General features: G+C 72.8%; 14 protein-coding genes. 6 read left to right on the top strand and 8 right to left on the bottom strand.

All coding sequences use genetic code 11. The features are described 5' to 3' along the window. Nucleotides 1–3: 3 nt before the first annotated feature. On the bottom strand, nucleotides 4–963 hold the full coding sequence (gene lhpI, locus HZS56_RS01095) for a bifunctional Delta(1)-pyrroline-2-carboxylate/Delta(1)-piperideine-2-carboxylate reductase (RefSeq protein WP_216718714.1): 960 nt from the start codon (nucleotides 961–963) through the stop codon (nucleotides 4–6). Between the two features lie 56 nt (nucleotides 964–1,019). Further along, nucleotides 1,020–4,385: a molybdopterin-dependent oxidoreductase gene (locus HZS56_RS01090; protein WP_308407956.1), complete on the bottom strand. Its 3,366-nt coding sequence runs from the start codon at nucleotides 4,383–4,385 to the stop codon at nucleotides 1,020–1,022. A 104-nt stretch (nucleotides 4,386–4,489) separates the two neighbouring features. Between HZS56_RS01090 and HZS56_RS01085 the strand changes: the two genes are divergently transcribed. Further along, the gene (locus HZS56_RS01085; protein ID WP_216718713.1) at nucleotides 4,490–5,176 is read left to right on the top strand and encodes a GntR family transcriptional regulator; all 687 of its coding nucleotides are present in this window, start codon (nucleotides 4,490–4,492) and stop codon (nucleotides 5,174–5,176) included. Between the two features lie 638 nt (nucleotides 5,177–5,814). Further along, entirely contained in the window at nucleotides 5,815–6,306 is a 492-nt protein-coding gene (locus tag HZS56_RS01080; RefSeq protein ID WP_216718712.1) for a hypothetical protein, read from the top strand. Nucleotides 6,307–6,362: 56 nt separating this feature from the next. Here HZS56_RS01080 and HZS56_RS01075 read toward each other — a convergent pair whose 3' ends face one another. The 5 genes from HZS56_RS01075 to HZS56_RS01055 all read right to left on the bottom strand — a co-directional run bounded on the left by HZS56_RS01075 (nucleotide 6,363) and on the right by HZS56_RS01055 (nucleotide 13,246). After that, complete coding sequence (locus tag HZS56_RS01075; RefSeq protein ID WP_216718711.1) at nucleotides 6,363–8,363, bottom strand: vWA domain-containing protein; 2,001 nt, start codon at nucleotides 8,361–8,363, stop codon at nucleotides 6,363–6,365. Beyond that, the gene (locus HZS56_RS01070) at nucleotides 8,360–9,640 is read right to left on the bottom strand and encodes a KH domain-containing protein (RefSeq protein WP_216718710.1); all 1,281 of its coding nucleotides are present in this window, start codon (nucleotides 9,638–9,640) and stop codon (nucleotides 8,360–8,362) included. Before HZS56_RS01070 ends, HZS56_RS01075 begins: the two co-directional genes overlap by 4 nt. Next, nucleotides 9,637–11,424, bottom strand: a complete 1,788-nt coding sequence (locus tag HZS56_RS01065) for a hypothetical protein (RefSeq protein WP_216718709.1) — start codon at nucleotides 11,422–11,424, stop codon at nucleotides 9,637–9,639. Before HZS56_RS01065 ends, HZS56_RS01070 begins: the two co-directional genes overlap by 4 nt. 2 nt (nucleotides 11,425–11,426) lie before the next feature. Continuing rightward, a complete protein-coding gene (locus HZS56_RS01060; protein ID WP_216718708.1) occupies nucleotides 11,427–11,603 on the bottom strand; it encodes a hypothetical protein in 177 nt (58 codons plus the stop codon). A 608-nt stretch (nucleotides 11,604–12,211) separates the two neighbouring features. Next, entirely contained in the window at nucleotides 12,212–13,246 is a 1,035-nt protein-coding gene (locus tag HZS56_RS01055; RefSeq protein WP_216718707.1) for a 3-oxoacyl-ACP synthase III family protein, read from the bottom strand. Nucleotides 13,247–13,566: 320 nt separating this feature from the next. Here HZS56_RS01055 and HZS56_RS01050 point away from each other — a divergent pair, with 320 nt between their 5' ends. Further along, the gene (locus HZS56_RS01050) at nucleotides 13,567–14,790 is read left to right on the top strand and encodes a type III PLP-dependent enzyme (protein ID WP_216718775.1); all 1,224 of its coding nucleotides are present in this window, start codon (nucleotides 13,567–13,569) and stop codon (nucleotides 14,788–14,790) included. After that, the gene (locus HZS56_RS01045) at nucleotides 14,787–15,299 is read left to right on the top strand and encodes a GNAT family N-acetyltransferase (protein ID WP_216718706.1); all 513 of its coding nucleotides are present in this window, start codon (nucleotides 14,787–14,789) and stop codon (nucleotides 15,297–15,299) included. Before HZS56_RS01050 ends, HZS56_RS01045 begins: the two co-directional genes overlap by 4 nt. Nucleotides 15,300–15,371: 72 nt before the next feature. Here HZS56_RS01045 and HZS56_RS01040 read toward each other — a convergent pair whose 3' ends face one another. Then, the gene (locus HZS56_RS01040) at nucleotides 15,372–16,709 is read right to left on the bottom strand and encodes a type I glutamate--ammonia ligase (RefSeq protein WP_216718705.1); all 1,338 of its coding nucleotides are present in this window, start codon (nucleotides 16,707–16,709) and stop codon (nucleotides 15,372–15,374) included. A 408-nt stretch (nucleotides 16,710–17,117) separates the two neighbouring features. Between HZS56_RS01040 and HZS56_RS01035 the strand changes: the two genes are divergently transcribed. Further along, complete coding sequence (locus tag HZS56_RS01035) at nucleotides 17,118–17,453, top strand: DUF5132 domain-containing protein (RefSeq protein ID WP_216718704.1); 336 nt, start codon at nucleotides 17,118–17,120, stop codon at nucleotides 17,451–17,453. Between the two features lie 153 nt (nucleotides 17,454–17,606). Continuing rightward, nucleotides 17,607–19,970 (top strand): ABC transporter ATP-binding protein/permease, encoded by a 2,364-nt coding sequence (locus HZS56_RS01030; protein ID WP_253913533.1) that lies wholly within the window; start codon nucleotides 17,607–17,609, stop codon nucleotides 19,968–19,970. Nucleotides 19,971–20,061 lie beyond the last annotated feature (91 nt).

Raw genomic sequence — 20,061 nt, 5'->3', positions numbered from 1 at the left:
GGCTCACTCCTGGGACATGGTGCTCTCGGACGAGGGACCGCACGCCTCGTAGACCGCCGCCGCTGCGGTGAGGTCGGCGAGCGCGCTGCCCACGGACTTGAAGACGGTGATCTCGTCCGGGGCACGCCGGCCGGGCACCGCGCCCGAGCAGAGGCCGGACAGCGTGCCGCGGATGTCGTCCGGGGTGAGGACGCCGCTCTCCAGGGGCTGGGTCAGATCACCGGACTCGTGCACGGCCTGCGGGGTGTCGATGAACACCGCACCGCGGCGCACGCACTGGTCGTCGGACTCCCGCATGGTGGGGCGGAAGCTGCCGACGAGATCGAGGTGGGTGCCGGGCCGCAGCCAGTCGCCGCGGATCACCGGCTCGGTGGCGAGGGTGGCGCAGCTGACGACGTCGGCCTCGGCGACCGCCGCGGGCAGGTCGGTGACGGCCCGCGCGCTGACGCCCTGCCCGCTCAGCCGGTCGGCGAGCCGCTGTGCGCTGCCGGCGGACCGGCTGTGCACGAGGACGGTGTGGATGCCGAGGACACTGCGGTAGGCGTCGGCGGTGAGGCTCGCGATGTGTCCGGCGCCGACCACCAGCAGCACGCCGCTGTCCGGGCGGGCGAGATGGGTGGCGGCGAGCGCCGACGTGGCCATGGTGCGGCGCCGGGTCAGCTCGTTGCCGTCGATGACCGCCAGGTGCTCCCCGGTGACGGCGCTGGCCAGGACGTACGCGGAGGACAGCGCGGGCCGGCCGAGGGTGGCGTTGCGGGGGAAGACGTTGACCAGTTTCACGCCGAGGAAGCCGCCCTCCGACCAGGCGGGCATCAGCAGCAGAGTGGCGTCGCCGCCCCCGTCGACGGCGTGGTGGTGCCGGTCGGGGCTGTGCGCGCCCCGCACGAACCCGTCCCGCAGAGCGGGGACGAGCCGGTCGAAGGGGAGGGCGGCCACGGTCTGTTCGGCGTCGATGTGCAGCATGAAGGTCTTTCACTGGTTGTGTGCGGGCGGGCGGCGGACGTTCGGGCGGGTACGGCTCAGGCGTCCAGGACGACGTCGGCGGAGACGGGCAGCGCCTGGCAGGTCAGGCACTGGTCGTCGGGCAGGTCCTCGGGCGGGTCCACGAGATGGGTGACCTGCCCGCCGAGAACGGTGACGGCGCAGCTCTCGCACTGGCCGAGCCGGCAGCCGCTGGGCAGCCGCACACCTTCCCGCTCGGCGAGCCGGAGCAGCGTGCCGTCGGCGCGGGTCCAGGTCAGCCGGGTGCCGCTGCGCCTCAGCTCGACGGTGGCGCGGGCGTCCTCGGGGACGGGCACCGCACGGGCGGCGGCGTGGAACTTCTCGGTGAAGATGTCGAAGCGCGGCACTCCCCGGGCGACGAGCCCGGCGGTGACGTCCGCGAGCATCTCCTCGGGACCGCAGAGGTAGAAGCGGGCACGGCGGGCGATCAGCCCGGCGTCGACGTGCTCGGCGCCGACCCGCCCGTGGTGGGCGGGCCGGTCGGCGGGGCCGCTCCTGCTGTAGTGCGTGTGCACGCGCAGCCGCGGCAGCCGCCGGCGCAGTTCGGCGACGCGGTCGGCGAAGGCGTGCGAGGCGGCGTCCCGGCTGCCGTGGTGCAGCACGACCTCCGGGACACTGCCCCCGCTGTGCGCCAGCGTCTCCAGATACCCGAGGAACGGTGTGATCCCGACACCGGCCGCGAGCAGCACGACGGGACGGCCGATGTCGGTCGGGACCACGAAGGGACCGGACGGCGCGGTGAGCCAGACCCGGGTGCCGGGGGCGGCGGCGTGGGCGAGGCCGGAGACCTCGCCGCCCGGCACCCGGCGCACCGCGATGCCGTAGCCCGTGCGGTCGGCGTCCCGGGCCGGACCGGTCAGGGAGTACGAGCGGGCCGGGTCCGCCCCCCGCGCGCCGGGGCCGCTGAAGGAGACTCCCACGTGCTGGCCGGGCCGGTAGTCCCCGGGCGAGGTGCCGTCGGCGGGCTCCAGACGCAGCGCGACGACGCCGGCACCTTCCGGGCGGGTGTCCGCCACGACGAACTCCTTGCTGCCCGACCAGTGCGTCAGCGGCAGCGCCCGGACGTCGCAGGCACCCGAGCGCATCGGGACGGAGCCGCTGACCGGATCCCGTACGTCGTCCTCCACGAGCAGGTTGTAGTTGCTGCCGCCCTCGACGAGCGGATCGGAGCCGGGCAGCCCGAGGTCGGGGGCGTCCTGCCACCACCCGTACTCGGCGACCACGACGTCCTCGTGCAGGTCGGGATCGATCCGCGCCCGCATCCGTACGGTGCCCGAGCGGGTCGACAGCTCCACCCACTGCCCGTCCTCGACACCGCGCAGCCGGGCCAGTCCGGTACTGATGTCGACGGCCGGGTCCGGACTGCGCCGGCGCAGCGAGGTCAGACCGCGGTGCTGGCTGTGGCAGAAGTAGCCGTTCTTGGCGCAGGTCAGCCGCAGCGGGAAACGGGCGTCCTGGGCGCGGTGCGGGTCGGTGTGCCCGGGCACGGGGGAGTAGCCGTGGGCCGCCAGCCGCTCGGAGTACAGCTCGACACGGCGGGTGGGGGTGGCGAAGCCGGTGACGCGCCCGTCCTCGCCGGTCCGCGCGTACGCGCGGTAGGTGTGTTCGAGAGGCGCCCGCACCCCGCCGGGACGGGCGCGCAACTCCTCGACGGTCAGGCCGAGCGGGGCGAGCTGGTGGTTCCAGCCTGCGGTGACGTCGCCGCCGAAGAAGTCGGCGCCCATGCCGAGCCGCCCGGCAAGGTCGAAGACGACCTCCGTGTCGGAGCGCGACTCGCCCACCGGCTCCACCATCCGCGGCCGCAGCTGTACGTGTTCCTGGGCGCGCAGCCCGATCTCGAAACCCGCCCTGACCGCCTCGTGCTCCCAGGGGCTGTTGACCGGCAGCAGGATGTCGGCGTACTGCGAGGTGGGGTTGGGGAACAGGTCCAGGTGGACGTAGAAGTCGAGCGCGCGCAGCGCCTCCGCGGTGCGCCTCGGGTCGGGCTGGGAGAGCACCAGGTTGCTGCCGAAGCCGACCAGGGTCCGTACGCGGTAGGGCTCACCGTCCAGCACGGCGCGGCACAGGTCGCGGCCGCTGACCCAGCCCTGCGCCGGCGGTCCGACCGGATGCTCGTCCAGGCCGAGGGCCTTCGCCCGCTGTACGGGGTCGAGCTGGTCGACGGAGGTGACCGGGGCGAGGGGCTGCCGGGGCCAGACCACGTTGCCGCCGGGCGCGTCGAAGCTGCCGGTCAGTGCGTACAGGGTGGCGAGGGCCCGCTCGGTCTGGGTCGCGTTCGCGTGCTGGCCGACACCGGTCCAGGAGTGGTAGGAGACGGAACGCGCCGAGGCCAGGGCGTCCGCGAACGCGGCCAGTTCGGCGGCGCCGACGCCGGTGACGCGGGCGGTGGCCTCCGGCGTCCAGGGCGCGCACGCCTCCCGGTACAGCCGGAAGGCGGGCACGCAGTCGACGGGCCCCTCGACGGCGTGGATCCGGTACGTCCCCTCCAGCGCGAAGTCCTCCGGACGGGCCGCCGGGAACCGGGTGTCGTACGGCCGCCAGGACCCGGTGACGGCGTCCTGGACGACATGACCCGTGAGCGCCGGGTCGACCTCCTCCGCGCGCAGGAAGCGGCCGGTGTCGCGGCGCACCAGCAGCGGCGCGTTGGTCCAGGCGCGCACGAACGTTTCGTCGTACCCGCCGCGCTCCAGGAGCAGCCGGGCGGTGCCCAGGGCGAGGGCCGCGTCGGAGCCGGGCCGCACCCGCAGCCAGTGGTCGGCGTCCCGGGCACTCGTGGACCGCCGCGGGTCGACGACGGCCACCCGCGCGCCCCGGGAGCGGGCGTCGGCGAGCGCGGCGGACTGGGCGAGCCAGGTCTTGGCCGGGTTGTGCCCCCACAGCACCGCGAGGTCGGTGGCGGCGAAGTCGGCGGTCGGCAGGGCGCAGCCGAAGGTGAAGGCGTGCGCCCAGTCCTTGTGCCAGTTGCAGACCTCGGTGGAGTAGCAGATGTTGGGGCTGCCGAAGAGCCGGACGAACCGCTCGATCCAGTCGATGGAGTCCGACAGCGCCGTCCCGCTGGGCGAGGTCACCGCGAACGCCACCGCCTCAGCGCCGTGCCGCGCCTTGGTCCGGCCCAGCCGTTCGGCGACCTCGGCGAGCGCCTCGTCCCAGCCGACGGGCTCCCACTTCGGGTCGGGGTCGGACTTCGGGGTGGTACGGCGCAGGGGCCGGGTCAGCCGGTCGGGGCTGTGCACGATCTCGGGCGCGGCCCGCCCCTTGGCACACAGGGCGGCTCCGGTGGGATGCGCGGTGTCGGGCCGCACACCGGTGAGCGCCCCGCCCTCGACGGTGTAGACGGCCCCGCACCGGGAGCGGCACAGAGTGCAGTAGCCCTGCTTCTCCACTGTTGTTACTCCCCAGTAGTCGGTTACCGGCTACCGGTCGCCGGTAGGCCGTTAAGATGCATGCATTCCGAGTCCGAAGTCAAGAGAAGGCGGGCGGAGCACCGATGGCGCAGAACCTGTCAGCCGGTTCCCTGAAGCGCACCAGCCTGCGCGACCAGGTGCTGGACCTGGTCCGCCAGTCACTGGTCTCGGGCGAGATCCGGCCCGGCGACATCTACTCGGCCTCGGCCCTCGCCGCCAGGCTCGGCGTCTCCAGCAGCCCCGTGCGGGAAGCCATGCTCACCCTGGTCAACGAGGGCCTGATGGAACCGGTCCGCAACCGCGGCTACCGGGCGGTGCCGATGAGCGAGCACGACCTGGACGAGGTCTTCTCGATGCGCCTGCTCCTCGAGGTGCCCGGCACGCTGTGGGCGGCGGAACGGGCGACACCGGAGGACCTGGCCGCGTTGCGCGCGGTGGCCGACGAGATCGAGGCGGCGGCCGGCGCGGGCGACGTCGTCGCTTTCCTGGACGCCGACCGCCGCTTCCACGCCGGCCTGCTGCGGCTGTGCGGCAACCGGCGACTGGTCGACACGGTCCTGTCCCTGCGCGACCAGACCCGCCTGTACGGCCTGGACGCCCTGGCCCGTCACGGCACCCTGGACGCCTCGGCCCGCGAACACCACGCCATGCTGGACGCCGTGGCAGCGGGCGACACCGGCCGCCTGGAGGAGGCAGTCCGCCACCACCTCCGCCACACCCGCTCCGACTGGGCCCAGCCGGAGGACGACGCTCCGTCCGGGAAGCGGTAACGCGGTCCACTTCCCCGCGTGCCGGGGAGAGGGGGCCCCGCGTCACCTGCCGCACCCGCTCGCGCCCGAGATCCGAGAGGAACCCGGCCCATACGCTCCGAGGTCAGGCGAGTCGGGGCCCGCCAGGTTCCGCGGATCCCCCGGAGTCGCGTACGTGTGCCTCTCCGGCGGAAAGACAGCGGTGAGGGAGGCGGGCCCACTTGACTCCCTGTCGGCCGAGCGATGGAATCCCGTGTACGGCAACCACGGGCGGAGCACCGCGCGGCACCCGGTGGGACCGGCACGCCGGCGTCGCACCGGGCCGTGTCGTGTGGGAAGGGGGGCCACATGCCCGTACGCATCGGCGTGAAGCGGGACGGTGGTGAGTACCGGTGAAGCCACCGAGGGCGGCACAGTGGCGGCGGAACACTCAGCGCGAGCACCCGGGCCCGGCACCGACGGGGGCCGAGTGGCTGGACAAGTACGCGGAGCGACCGGCGCGGGAGAACCGGCGCCCCGACGCGGAAACCGGCCCACGACTCCCTCGAACGGCCGGCACACCGCCACGGCGGCAGCCGACCACACCACCCGCCCGACGGGTGGCGGGTGCCCGGCCGACATCCGCTGCCGGGGGAGCCGCCGCCGCACGTGCACTGGCTGTGGCTCTCCTCTGGGCTGTCCCGCCCCTCCTCGCGGTCTGGCTCGTCTGGTGGTTGACCAGTTGGGAGTTCGACGTCGCCCGCAGCCTGAGCACGATGGCGCTGGTGGTGAGCGGCACGGCCCTGTTCTGGCTCGTTCCGTGCGCCGCCCGGCTGGGAGCGGCCTTCCGTCCCGGTCTGTGGGCCCTCCCGACCTGGATGCCACCGTTCCGGGCCCTGCTCGCACAGGGCACCCTGATGCTGCTGTACGCACTGGTCGCCGGAGATTCCTCCACCCGCTCCGACGGCATCAAGGCCGATTCCGCCCTTCTGCGCGAGCAGGGGTGGCGGACGTTCTGGAGCTATGCGGACCAGAACAGCCACACGGTCTCGGGCGGAGACACGCTGCGCGCGCTGCTGCTGGTGCTTGTCCTTGCGGGCTGCGCCGTGCTCGGGGCGTACGCGGGAAGTGCGACGTCCCGGCGATGGAAGGAGGAGCGGCCGCGCACCTGACCGGCACCCGCCAGGGGCGTCGCCCGTCCGGTGAACTGCCGCTGCTCCCCAGGTACTCAGTCGTAGCCCTGCGACTTGATGCGGATGCGGCCCGAGTCGCCCGGACCGGCCTCCGGGACGGGTTCGGGTTTCTCCGAATCCGACAGCGGGTCGGGTGCCGCGTTGAGGATCGCGAGGGCCTCGTTGCAGATGGCTGCCAGGTTACGCACCAGCGCCAGTTGCAGCGCGCACCAGGCATCGGTGTCGTGCTCGCTCGGGGCGTAGTTGCCCGTGTGCTTGTGGACGATGGCGCCCGCGGTGCGATTCCGGTCGGCGCGCTCCTCCATGTCACGGTCATGGTGATAGAAGTTGCGCAGTTCGTGCAGCTCGGACATGCGACCGTCCCAGAAGGGTGCCGCAAGCTGAGGCAGGTCCAGTACCTTCGCGGGGTCCTTCTTGGGAATGCGCAGGGGGGTGTACAGGCGCTCGTTGAAGATCTGGTAGGCGACCGACAGCCAGGCCGTGAACTCGGCCCGGTCCGCGCACTGACGGCGCAGCCGGGTGGAGTCGTTCGGCGGCGAGGAACGGAACAGCTGGTGGCCGAGGCGGGCCAGCGACGCCTCGCACACCCTGGCGTGGGCGAGCAGAGCGTCCTCGACCGCCTTGTCCCACGTGCGGCGCCGTTGAGGGTCGGCGGCCGCAACGCGACGCCCGGGCTCGGCGGCCAGCTCCCCCGGGGTGAGCTGTAACGCGGGCAGGCGGGGACGGGCCGGGCGGCCCACGGCTCGTACGACTCCGCTGCCGAGCTCGGCGAAGTACTCCTCCAGGACGTCCAGGCCGCCGATGCGCTGTCGGTCGCCGCCCGCGACGGTGACCAGCTCGCGCAGCATCCGGTGGTTGGGAACCATGTGTTCGGGAGCCTCCGCGGTCCAGCCGGGGCGGTGCCGTTGGGCCTGCCACCAGCGGTCGAACAAGGCCTCGTCGCTGATGCCGACTGCGTGGAGGCGAATGTTCAGGCCCGCGTGCAGATCTTCCATGAGCGACACCGGGTCCTGGGTGCCCAGGACGGACTCGCCGCTGCGTTCGTCGGGGACCGGTGCGTAGTGCGCGCCGTCGCTGACCAGGACGACCAGGCGCTCGTTGCCGGGGACACCGTGGTGGTGGAGGAGCTCGCCGGCCTTGTGCAGCGCCCCGCCGATGTCCGTGCCCCGTCCGCTTCGGCAGGAAAGGAGCGTCACGTCTCCGCGAAGGCGCTGGACGGAGTGAACATCCGACACCTCTTCCATGCCCCACTGGTGGGGGAAGACCGGTCGCTGGCCGTCGTCGAAGCCGACGAGGGCGAAACGGGTCCGCACACCGTCGTAACGCGTACGGGCATCGATCATGGCGCCGAGCGCGTCGATGAGTGCTTTCATACGGGAGATGTACGAGCTCGTGCGCAGGCGGCTGAACCACTTGCCCTCGTGGCCCGCGGTCTCGGGAATGTCCTCAATGCTCATCGAGCCGCTGCAGTCCGCCAGCACGACGATGTCCACACCACTGCGCTCACCCGGCGCGAACAGGGTCAGCTGAGTGTTCGGGCCGATACGGAAGAGTCCATGCAGAGGCCGGCCGCTGTCGTCCAGGACCTGACGTACCCGCAAGAGGGTGCCGGACGCGTCGATCCAGCAGTCAGGGGACGCCTGCAAGTCGTGGGCGAAGACGTGTCCGTGGACGAGCGGGGCGCCGCGGAGCAGCTTGGTGGCTTCTTCGAGGGAAGGTCCCGGGGGCAGCTCGAGTTCCAGAACCGCGGGTGTGCGTGCGTCGGTCGACGCCAGCTCCCAGCCCTCCTCGGGTGTCACACGGTATTCGTGGATCAGGGCGGCGGGCGCCACCACCATGTCGGCGGGGACGCCGGGTGCGGGCAGCACCCGTACGGCCACCGAGCGGGCGCCGCCGGCGTCGTGCACCCGGAGGACGCCGGCCGCCTCGTCCGTCGTGCGGGACGGCGAGACGGCGAGCCTGTTGTCGGCGACCAGCCCGGGGCCGCTCACCGTGACCAGCCGGGCGTCGGCCGCCGAGTACCTGAAGGCAGTCATCCGCGCTCCACTTGAATCCTCACACCCACGGTGTGCTCCAGTTGCCTGACGAACGAACCGCCCTTCCCCCGGAACAGGCCTTGGAGGCGCGCCGGGACGTGGACGAACAGGATGCCGCTGCGCGGCCGGTAGTCGGAGAACGTCACGGCTTCGGCGAGTTCGTGCCTGTCGCGGCGGTGCAACTCCTGCACCAGACGGTGGTAGTGACCGTGCCCTTCGAGGTGCTGCTGCCGAAACCGCTCGATGTCCTCGCGACGTGATGCCCGGTGGCCGGTGAGCAGGTCGAGGGCGGTCGAAAGGTTCGTGTCCCGCGGGGTACGCCCCCGCAGGTGCGTCTCGAGCGCGGTGAAGAGGCCGTCGACGGCCTCCATGTCGAGCACGGTCCTCCGGGTGTTGATCAGGATGTGGCGCACGATGCTGATGCGGGGAAGCGACACGCGGCGGCGGGTCGCCGACCTGCCGCGGCTGCTGCGGGCCACCGTGCCGGCCAGGATCATGTCGATCAGCGCCTCGGGTGAGGTCGAGGGCAGCTGCTGGTGGTGCCGGGTGCACAGGGCCAGGCCCCGGCTGTGCGAGCCGTACACCTGCCAGCGCCTCGCATGCTCGATGCAGATGCGGCGGCCGCACGGCTTCATCGCCGAGAGCGTGCGGTACTCGCAACGGATGTAGCCGCTGCCGGTACAGCTCTCGTGCTCGCACGCCGGGAAGCGCTCCGCGTAGCAGCCCTCGCAGTGGGCGACGGCCGGATCACCCGGATGGCGGCGCAGATGCGTCTCGCACCAGGCCTTGCGAGTGCGGCAGTCGGGACCGCTGCACCAAGCCGCAGCCCTCCTTCCGCACGGGCAGGCGGGAGCGTGACCGGTGCAGGAGGCGCGCAGGCTGCCGTCCAGGAACACAGCGTGCGCCTCGCATACGCGGCCCACGCGCCGGCCGTCGTCGCAGCCCGCGCACGTGTACGGCGCGTAGGTGGTGGTGCCCGCAGCACGGCAGACGGTGCAGACACGCCGGATCTCGGAGGGTTCCAGGACACCCCGGATCGCGAACCGTGTGCCGATGCCGAACGGTTGGGGCGCCGTGGCCGGATCGAGGAACCAGACACCGACCTCCCCCTCGTCGCCCAGGTCGAAGCGGACCCGGGGGCCGGCCCGCGGGTCCAGGGACAGCACGACCGGTTCCAGGCGTTCCCACAGCGCCACGCACTCGTCCGCGGAGCGGGGAACGTGCCGGAACTCCCGCAGATCCAGGGTGACGGGTACGACCACGTCCTGCCCGGTCATCCGTCGCTCTCCTCGCCGGAGACCACGAGCAGCACCTCGACCGTGCCGCGCCTCTCGTTCTCCCGGGCCGTGTAGGTCGCGTCGGTCAGCAGAACGGACCGTACGCCGCCCGGTGCCCGGCCCATCCTGCGCAGCGCCGCACGCACCAGGGTGCGGTCCTGCGCAGGCAGGTCCCAGTGCATCAGGGCGATCCCACGCTCGGCCGCCACACGGAGGGCGCGGGCCGCTGTGGCGTCCTCCCACGACGCCGGGGGCTTCCCGCACCTCACCCGTTGCTCGGCGCGCGGCCGCAGCACCCGGCGCAGCGTTCGCGCCTCGTCCCGGCCGCGGGAACGCAGGGGACGGGTCAGGTCGAGGGTGCCTTCGGCACGGCAGTAGGAGCGGAGAGCGTCCAGGATCTCGGCCGTGGCCAGGTCGGGTTCGGCGATGCGGCCGAGGAGCTGGTCGGCGCTGAGGGGCGCCGGGCGACCGGACTCGCGGGAGGACTCCGGCTTCCGGACCGGCTGCCCGCAGCGCTTCCGGTCCGTCCGAGGCGCGGGCTCGGTGAGGCGCTCCCCGAGCCAGATCCGAGCCGTGGTCCAACTTCCGGGAAAACGGTTCATGTTGACCGAACCGATGTGGTCGGCCGTCAACCAGTCCGGAGTGGCCAGGCCTTGAGCGAGACGTTCGGGATCCAGGGCGGCCCGGTCAGCCTCGTGCCATTGCGTCAACAGGTCGTCCTCGTTGCGTACAAAACCGGAAGCCGCCGCTGTCTCGGCCAACTCCACACCCAGGAAAAGGGGGGCCAGTTCGTCGACCGTCGCGTCCAGTTGACGCAGGTGCGGCATCAGGCCGGACAGCAGCGCCCGTACCGCACGTCCGGCGGACTGTGTTCTGGGAGGCTCCTGGGAACGTCTGGGCAGGTCGACCCGGAATTCGGCGGCCAGGCCGCGGGCGACGGCCCGGGCACGGTTCTGCTCCACCAGGAGTTGCGGTACCTGGCGCGTGCGCTGTCCCGTGCGTTCCAGGTCACGTGCCCACATGGACAGGGCCTGCACGAGCAGGGCGTGCGCCATCGTGCAGGCGACGGTGGCCTGGGCGTCGAACAAGCGGAGTGTGACATCTCCGTCGGCGTTCGCCTCCGGCGCCCCGAGCGGACTGATGTCCATGGCGTCCAGACGGCCCACCCGCTCCTCCTGCAGCAGTCTGACACGCACCCGGTCCAGGTGCTCGGGCGCGCACGAGTCCAGGTAACGAGCACTGACTTGGCCGAACGTGCGCGACAGGCGAGCCGAGCCGCCGGGCGCGACACCGCCGGGGCCGTACACCTGACGGCCGGACAGGGCGATCAGGGGTCCGGTGTGCTCCCGAACGAGATTGGCGAAGACTTCTCGCTGGACCGGGCTCAGCACCTCGGCGGAGTGAAGGTCGGCGCAGAGACCCGGAAACGGGTCGGCCTGCTGTTGCCATCCCGTGGGAAGCAACAGGCCGCCGTGGTGACGGACCTCGGCGGACACCTGGGCGACGGACACGGCCAGCACCCGGGCCACCCGGGCGCGGGCGACCGGGTCGTGCAGGGAGACCCGGCCGGTGTCGATCCACACCGCTCCGCGGGTGCGCGGGCCCGCCCGAAGGACGCACGGCTGCCCGGACGGGCCGTCGGGGAGCAGAGGGGGCCGCGCCAGCAAGGTGGCCACCAGGTCCGCGGCACCACGGCCGGGTCCGGCATCGGGGACGTACACGCTGTACCCCTTGGCGATCCGCTGCCGGAGCGGAGCGGAACGGTAGAGAGCCACCAGCGTCACGTTCAGTCCTCCGTCCTGGCCCACACCTTGTCGGACAGCAGCCTTCGCGGCGGCGGGAGCCGTACGACCGCCGCGACCGTGAGCAGCAGCGCCGAGATGCCGATGGCCCGAAGTGTCCAAGGTCCCGGCGCGCCCCACAACGCTCCGGCCGCGTTCGCCACACCGAACGGCACCCTCACCGCCGACAGCAGACCGAGCGCGACGGAGCAGGCGGAGATCGCACGTATCCGTCGAGGACCGCGTCCCCGGGGCCAGGGGCGAGGCGGTCCAGCGGGATTCGGGAGGCTCGGCGGGCAGCGCGGGCCACGGGCCCCCGGCCCCTTCCGCGGGCAGGTGCTCCGACGCCGGCTTCCCATCGAACACGACGCATGGCCCGTTCCGCCGCGTCGCCCGACCGCCGGACATCCGCAGACCCCCTCGGTGACCAATGATTTCAAAGCTAACAGGATGAGTGGGGTCGTATGAGGCGAGTGGGAAAACAGGGCGAAACCCTCCCGGGGCACGTGTACGGCTGGTGAGGTCCCGCCGGCACCTGTCGCCCTGCCCGAGGACGAATCGCGCCCGGGAGTGCGGCGGCTGTACCGTCCCGGCCCCTCGGTGCCCGGTTCAAGGGCCCGGACGGCTGCGCCGCACGGCCCGGGCAGCCCCGGTGACGGTGTTCCAGACCCTGCCCGTGCGGAGGTGGGCGTCCGCGGTGACCGGACGAGCTGTTCCTGCAGCGATCGGCCGCCAGGTGGTGACCGATCTGCCCTCGAACGGGCGGGCGCGACCGTCGGTCCGTGGTTCGTCAACCGTGCCGGAGGCACAGCGACCCCCACTGGAAACCCGCGCCGATGCCGGACAGCACGTAGGTGTCTCCCGGTGCCAGGGTGCCCTCGGTGACGGTGGCGTGGAGCGCCGTGAACAGGCCGGCCGAACCGGTGTTGCCCAGCCGGTCGACCGTGACGGGAGCGCGCTCGCGGGGGATGCCCAGGGCGTCCGTGGTTTCGTTGAGGATGTTCAGGTTGGCCTGGTGGAGGAAGAAGTACCGGATCCGGCCGACCGGCACCCCGGCGCGGCGGGCGGCGTTGGTGATGCTCTCCGGCAGGCGTGTGGTGGCGGCGTTCCACACGGCGCGGCCGTCCATGAGCAGGTAGTGCTCGCCCGCGGCGACGGTGCCGGCGGTGGTCGGCCGGCGGGAGCCCCCGGCGGGGATCTGTACGCCGTAGGACAACTGGGAGCCCAGGTCGTAGGAGAGCAGGCCTGCTCCGGAGGTGTCGGTCCGGGTGAGGACCACGGCCGCTGCGGCGTCGCCGAAGAAGACGCCGGTGGTGCGGTCGGTGGGATCGGTGACCCGGGAGGCGCAGTCGGCGGCGAGGAGCAGGACGGTGGTGATGGAGGGGTTCTGCAGGAGGTGCGCGGCGATCAGCACGGCCTGGATGCCGGACGCGCAGGCGGCCTGGGTGACGTCCAGGGCCAGGGCGGAGTGGGCGCCGAGGGCGTCCTTGACGATCAGCGCCGTTGACGGGAGCGGCTGGTCCCCGGTGTAGGTGGCGACGACGACCGCGTCCAGCAGGGCGGGCGCGACACCGGCGGCCTCCAGGGCGGGGCCGGCGGCCGCGACGCACATGTCGGACGTCGCCAAGTGCGGGGCCAGGCGACGGCGTTCACGGATACCGGTGCGGCTGGTGATCCACGCGTCGCTGGTGTCCAGAGTGCGGGTGAGATCCTGGTTGGTGACGACCGCCGGCGGCAGGTGCAGCCCGGTCCCGGCGACGGCGAACGGCACGGGCAGTCCGGCGCCGGTGTGGTGGAACAGGGGCTGTTCCCCGGTGACGGTCATGCCACGGTGCTCCGCTCGGGCAGAATCGGTTCACCTCGAAGGAATGCCATTCCTGTTCCTTTCCCTGCCGGTGCGCTAATGCGTCGGCCGCGCCCGGTCCGTCGATTCCGTCGATCCGATCTGCAACGCCGACGCATCCTCCCACGGAAGACGCGGGTGGAAACAACGTGGTCATCCGTGAGCGTGGTGAAAGCCGCAACTGCTTGACCTCGTATTGTTCTTGATGCCTTTGTGGACCGGGCCGGTAAATCCTTGGCGCCCACCATCCACGTCGTACCGAAAGTTCACCCGTGACGCCTCAGAGCACCGAACTGCACCAGATCACCGGCCCCCGCCGGGCAGCCGACGACGGCAGTACCGACCACCCCGCCCTGCGTGCCGCGCTCGCCGCCGCCGTCGAGGACACCCTCGTCTACGACCTGGACGGCATCGGCCGCCAGTACGCCGCCCTGTGCGCGGAACTGCCCGGCGTCGCCGTCCGGTTCGCGATGAAGTCCTGCCCGGTGGACGAGGTGCTCGGTCACCTCGCCCGGCTCGGATCCGGCTTCGACGCGGCGAGCCCGCAGGAGGTCGTCCAGGCGCTGCGCACCGGAGTGCCCCCGGGGCTCGTCCACTACGGCAACACCATCAAGTCCGACCGCGACATCAGGGAGGCCTACCGCCTGGGCGTGCGCGACTTCGCCACCGACTCCCCGGAGGACGTCGCGGCGATCGCCGAACACGCGCCGGGGTCACGGGTGTTCTGCCGGATCGCCACCACGGGCGAGGGCGCGCTGTGGGGCCTCAGCCGCAAGTTCGGCTGCTCGCCCGAGGACGCGCCGCAGGTGCTCGGCGCCGCCCGCGCCGCCGGGCTGGTGCCTTCCGGCCTGTCCCTGCACGTCGGTTCCCAGCAGATGACCGCCGAGGCCTGGCTCGCGGCGGTCGACTCGCTGGCCGCCGTGCTGGAGGCGCTCGGCCGGCGCGGCATCGCCCCGGACCGGATCAACCTCGGCGGCGGACTGCCCGCCCTCGGCGTCCTCGACCGGCGCGGCCGTCCTCTGGTACCGCCGCTGGACAAGATGTTCACCGCGATCCGCGAGGGCATGGAACGGCTGCGCGCCGTCAGTGCCGGCCCGCTGGATTTCCTGCTGGAGCCCGGCCGTCACCTGGTCGCCGACCACGGGGCGATCCGCGCCCACGTGGCCCGGCTCACCTCCCGGCGCCGGCTCGACGGTGCCCTTGAGCGCTGGCTCTATCTGAGCTGCGGCAAGTTCAACGGCCTCTACGAGATCGACCAGTTGCAGTACCGCCTGGAGTTCCCCACCCACTCCGGCGGGCAGTTCGTCGACGCCGTGGTGGCCGGCCCGACCTGCGACAGCGACGACGCGTACGCCCGCGAGGGCGGCCCGGTACCGGTTCCGCGCGCGCTCGCCTCCGGCGACCCGGTGTGGGTCCACTCCTGCGGCGCGTACGCCACCGCCTACACCACCCGCGGCTTCAACGGCTTCGCGCCGCTGCCGTACACCTGCGTCGGCGGCCGGGTCCCGGACGGAGCAGACGCGTGACCGGCACCCGGATCCGGCTGCTTGGGGACGAGGACTGGGACGACGTGGTCGCCCTGGAGGAACGCGCCTATGCCGCGAGCGGCCTGTCCGAAGGACGCCGGGCGCTGCGCTCCCGCCACCGTGCCTCACCCTCGACCTGCTTCGTGCTGGAGCACGGGGGCGGCTTCGGCGGCTACCTGCTCGCACTGCCGTACCCGCTGTTCCACTGCCCGGACCTGAGCCTGGCCGAGGAGGGCCCGGCCGGGCAGAGCGGTCGGGAGACCAACCTGCACGCCCACGACCTCGTCATCGCCGAGCGGGCCCGCGGCAGGGGCATGGGCCCCCGGATGCTGCGGCACTTGGAGGAGACCGGACGGGCCGCTCGCTACCTGTCCCTCTCACTGGTCGCCGTCCGCGGCTCCGAGCCGCTGTGGTCCCCACTGGGCTACCGCATCCGTCCCGAGGTCGGGCTGCCCGCGAGCTACGGTGCCGAAGCGGTCTACATGACAAAGCCACTGGGACCCCCGTGAACGATCCGGTTCCGGACCGACGGCGCCCCCGGCAGTCGCCCGAGGGCGTCCGCCGGGGGCGCCCGGTGCTCGTCAGTAGCGCCAGCGCACGGCCTCGAGGACGTCCGCGTCCGTGCGCCCCGCGAAGAGCTCCGCCTCCGCCTGCCGGACGGCCAGCACGGCCTCGTACAACCCGCCGCCGAGCGCCTGCCGCAGCAGCGCGGACTTCTCGTACGCGGCGATCGCCTCCGGCAGGCTCGCCGGGAGGCGCTCGGCGGAGCCGACCGAGGCCGGGTCGCTCGGTGTCTCGGGCGGGAGGGGCAGGCCGGCGTCCAGCCCGGCGAGCCCGGCGGCCAGCACGCCGCCGACCACGAGGTACGGGTTGGCTGCGGCGTCGAAGCACTTGAACTCGGCGTTGGCCTGTCCGGCGGAGCCGGTGATCAGGCGCAGCGCCGCCTCACGGTTCTCCAGGCCCCAGCAGCGGAAGGCGCCGGCGAAGTGCGACGGGACCAGTCGCAGGTAGGACGCGACGGCGGGCGCACCCAGGGCGAGCAGGGCGGGCAGCTCGGCCAGTACACCCGCGAGGAACTGCTCGGCGTCGGGGTGCAGCCCGTGGCGGCCGGGCCCGCCGTGCACGAGGTTACGGCCCTGCCGCCAGAGGCTGAGGTGCAGGTGGCTGCCGTTGCCGACCGAGCCCTCGGTGAAGAGGGGTGCGTAGGAGACCCGCAGTCCGTGGCGGGCGGACACGGCGCGGACGGTGTGGCGCACCAGCATGGTGGTGTCGGCCGCCTCGACCGGCCCCTCGGTGGCAACCGAGACCTCGAACTGGCCTTCGGCGTACTCGGGGTGGAGCTGGAGCACGGTCAGCCCCTGGTCGGTGAGGGCGCGCAGCACCTCGCGCAGATAGTCGGACAGCTCGACGAAGCGGGTCATCCCGTACGCGGGTCCGAGCGTCGCGGGGGCCCCGGTGGCGTCGGCCACCACCCACTCGACCTCGATCCCCGCCTTCACCGAGAACCCGCGCTCCTCGACCGCTTCGACGGCCCGGCGGGCGAAGCCGCGCTGGCAGCCGGGGTGCGGGGCGCCGTCCTGGGCGCGGAGGTCGGCCGGCGCCCAGGCCCAGCCCGGCTGTGCGGCGAGTGGGACGAGCCGGTCGAGGTCGGGGACGAGTCGCAGGTCGCCCACCGGGCCGGCGCCCGACGGCGCGGCGGCGAAGGAGTCGTCCACCAGGGAGCGGTCGAAGCATGGTACGGCGCCGACGCCGTACTCGGCGGCGTGCCCGAGCCGGGCGAGCGGAACGGACTTGACGCGGGTGATCCCGGCGTTGTCCACCCAGCCGAACACCACTGCGTCGATTCCGTCGGCGGCGAGCCGGTCCGCGGCCGACCGGGCCCGGGCAGTCCGCTCTGAGCGGGGGTACGTGATGACCATGGCGGCCATGCTGGTGTCGGCGTCTGCCGGTGCGCCAGCGGCCGGCCGGGAGTTCACCCGTCCGTGCCGGTCGGACCCTCGGGCGTGGCCACTACATCGTCCTGGGCGTGACAGCCGCCTTTCGCGGCCCTCCCGGAAGGAAGAGCACTCGCATGAGTGAAACCCGCGGGACCGTTTGGCCTCGTCAGACAAGACTGGACTACGGTGATCCAGGAATGGACGGCTCACCGGGCAGTGGCAAGTAATTCGTGGCAAGTAATTCAACGAAGCATTCCCTTCGGGCAGTCGTCCGGCGCGGGGTGTCAAGAATCCCGGAAGTCAATGATTCCGCCCTGTCCGTCGTGCGTTTTCCGGTATTCGCCGGGCGCTGATTCATCGGTCCCCTTTTCTGCGTGGAGTTGGAGCATCATGCCCCCTGTCGTTCCGCCGTTTCTTATCGGACTCGTCGCCGTGCCCCTGGCCAAGCGATTCCTCAAGCCGTTGGTGCGAGGTGTCATCGTGACGTCCGTCGGTGTGGTCATGGACGTGAAGAAGGCGGCTCACGAGGCCGGAGAGAGCATCAACGACCTGGCGGCCGAGGTGGCCGCCGACGTGGTGGCGACGCAGATCGTCTCCGCCGACAGCCACCGGCCCACCGAGGGCGCGGCCCCGGACGACGAGAAGGACAAGTCCGGCGAGCGGGGCGAGGGGCCGAGCAGGAGCCCGAAGGTCCGCGCGGCCACCGGCGCCGGCAAGACCCAGTGACGCCCGGCGCGCGTCCCGGCCCGTCGCCGGCCTTCCGGCCGGGCCTCCGCCCGCCCTCGGACTTTCCGCTCCGTCGCAGTGATCCGCCGCGCGCCGCACCGCGCCGCGCGCGTTGACGGACCACCCGACCTCCGCGAACAGGTGAACGTACGCATGTCATCGCTCATGGGCGCCGCAGCAGGGTCCCGTCACCCGGTACCGGATGCACGGCCGCGCTCGGTCACTCCGGGCCGTCAGCGCTGGGACGTCGGCCTGGTGCTCGGCCGGCCACGGGCGGCCGAGGTCCTCGCCGCGGCGCTCCGCCGCATCCCCGGGATCACCGAGGTCCGGGCCAACCCCGTCACCGGCGGAGTGCTCGTCCGGCACGACGCGCGGGTGTGTGCCACGGACATCGGGCGGATCGTCCACAGAGCCGTCACGCTGATCGCGGGTGCCACGGCGGGAGCGGCACGCTCCGCACCGGCACGCTCCACATCGGTACGCTCCACAGCGGTACGTCCCGCACCGGCCGGGCCCGCCGAGGCACCGGACCGGCCCGCCGAGGCACCCGCCCCGCGGGCGGACCCCGGCCCGGCCGTTCGACCGGTGCTCGCGGTCGGCGGTGGGGTCGCGGCCGGGATCGCGCTGGTCAAGGGGTCGACCCTGAGCAAGCAGTTGGTGGCGCTGGGCGGGGTGGCCGCGGCGACCGTGGCCGTCCTCCACAAGGCATGGCGCAGAACGGCCGACACCGCCCAGGACGCCGCCGGACCCGACACCGAACGGCACCCCCTGCTGGAGATCGCCGGACCGCACCGGCGCCGCCTGGCCCGTGCCGCCGCCCTGTCCGTCGCCTGCCAGGTCTCCGAGATGGCGCTCGGCACCTTCCTCGGCTGGACCGGACTCGTCCTCATCAAGGGCCAGGCAGCTCCCCTCGTGAACCTCGGTCTGACCACCGCGGCCACCCAGCTCCTGGGCCTGGCCGGGCTGGTGGCCGCCGCGTGCGCCGCCGTGGCGGGGCTGTCGTACGCCTCGAACCTCCAGTGGCGCCGGCTCGGCCAGGACATCGAGCACGACTGGCGCAGCCGTACGTACCGCCACGTCCAGCACCTCGAACTGGGGCAACTGGAGGGCGAGCGCACCACCCGGGTGGCGAGCGCGCTCACCGACGACGCCGGCCAGCTCGGCGCCTTCTTCGCCGGACCGGCCAACGACGTACTGCAACTGGCCACCAGCCTGGCCCTCCTGGTGCCGGCGTTCCTGCTGCTGGCACCCCAGATCGCGTGGATCGCCTTCCTGCCGATCCCGGTCGTCGCCTGGCTCTCGCTGCGCCACCAGGACCGGGTCGCGGCCGACTACGCCGTCACCGTCGAGCGGCGGGCCGGGCTGGGCAGCCAGGTGATCAACTCGCTGGGCGCCGGAGCCACCGTCAAGAGCTTCTGCACCGAGGACCACGAGGCCGAGCGTGTCGACGAGTTGAGCGAGGCGGCCCAGGAGAGCGCCCGGCGGACCGACCGCAGCACGACCCGCCACGCCGAGACCGTCCGGGCCTGCACCACCGCGTCCATGGCAGGCACCCTGCTGATCGGCGGCCGTGCGGTACTCGACGGCACCCTGCGCTTCGAGGTGTTCAGCCCGCTGATCGGGCTGCCCCAGATGCTGCTGATGCGGATGAGCCGGCTCGGCGGCATCGTCGACCAGTACCAGCGCACCCTCGCCTCCTACGACCGGGTCCAGGGGCTGCGGGCCCTGCCCGTCGAGACCGACGGCGCCGGCAGCGCGGCCGACGCCGGGGAGGTACGCGGAGAGATCGTCCTGGACCACGTGTCCTTCGCCTATCCCGACCGGCCGTCGGCGCTGGAGGACCTCTCCATGACCATCCCTGCCGGGCAGGTCACCGCCCTGGTCGGCGCCACCGGGTCCGGCAAGACCACGATCGCCCGGCTGCTGATGCGGTTCCAGGACGCCGACTCCGGCCGCGTGCTGCTCGACGGGCGGGACGTGCGCGAGCTGTCGCGGCACGAACTGCGCCACGCCATCGGGTTCGTCTCCCAGGACCCGTTCCTCTTCGACGGCACGATCGCCGACAACATCCGCTACGGCAGTTTCGACGCCGCCGACGAGGCAGTGGTCGAGGCGGCCATGATGGCCGAGGCACACCCCTTCGTCGCCGGGCTGCCCGACGGCTACGAGACGGTGATCGGCGAACGCGGCGCCGCGCTCTCCGGCGGCCAGCGACAGCGGATCGCGCTGGCACGCGCGATCCTCAAGGACGCACCGGTCGTCATCCTCGACGAAGCCACGTCCGCCGTGGACAACGAGACCGAGGCCGCCATCCAGCGCACCCTCCGCCGCTTCGGGGCCGACCGGACCATGCTGATCATCGCCCACCGCCTCTCCACGGTCCGTCACGCCGACCGGATCCACGTCATGGACAAGGGCGGGGTCGTGGCCGAGCAGGGAACGCACGACGAACTCCTCGCGCGGCACGGGCTCTACGCCTCCCTCTGGCAGCTCCAAGCCGGCGAACCCGCCGCCTGACCAACCCCCGCCCCCCCGGCCGACCGCGTGACGACACCGCGGTCGGCGCGCTCCGGCGTGCCCCGCCACCACGCCTGCCCACACTCTCGGA

Source organism: Streptomyces mayonensis (genome assembly GCF_018982965.1).
Lineage (GTDB): Bacteria > Actinomycetota > Actinomycetes > Streptomycetales > Streptomycetaceae > Streptomyces > Streptomyces mayonensis.
This window is presented reverse-complemented; position numbering and strand designations above follow the sequence as displayed.

Bases quoted from the DNA above. Each gene is read 5' to 3' on its own strand.
- lhpI (WP_216718714.1), bottom strand. From the start codon at position 963: ATGCTGCACATCGACGCCGAACAGACCGTGGCCGCCCTCCCCTTCGAC.
- HZS56_RS01085 (WP_216718713.1), top strand. From the start codon at position 4,490: ATGGCGCAGAACCTGTCAGCCGGTTCCCTGAAGCGCACCAGCCTGCGC.
- HZS56_RS01075 (WP_216718711.1), bottom strand. From the start codon at position 8,363: ATGACTGCCTTCAGGTACTCGGCGGCCGACGCCCGGCTGGTCACGGTG.
- HZS56_RS01070 (WP_216718710.1), bottom strand. From the start codon at position 9,640: ATGACCGGGCAGGACGTGGTCGTACCCGTCACCCTGGATCTGCGGGAG.
- HZS56_RS01055 (WP_216718707.1), bottom strand. From the start codon at position 13,246: ATGACCGTCACCGGGGAACAGCCCCTGTTCCACCACACCGGCGCCGGA.
- HZS56_RS01040 (WP_216718705.1), bottom strand. From the start codon at position 16,709: ATGGTCATCACGTACCCCCGCTCAGAGCGGACTGCCCGGGCCCGGTCG.
- HZS56_RS01035 (WP_216718704.1), top strand. From the start codon at position 17,118: ATGCCCCCTGTCGTTCCGCCGTTTCTTATCGGACTCGTCGCCGTGCCC.
- HZS56_RS01030 (WP_253913533.1), top strand. From the start codon at position 17,607: ATGTCATCGCTCATGGGCGCCGCAGCAGGGTCCCGTCACCCGGTACCG.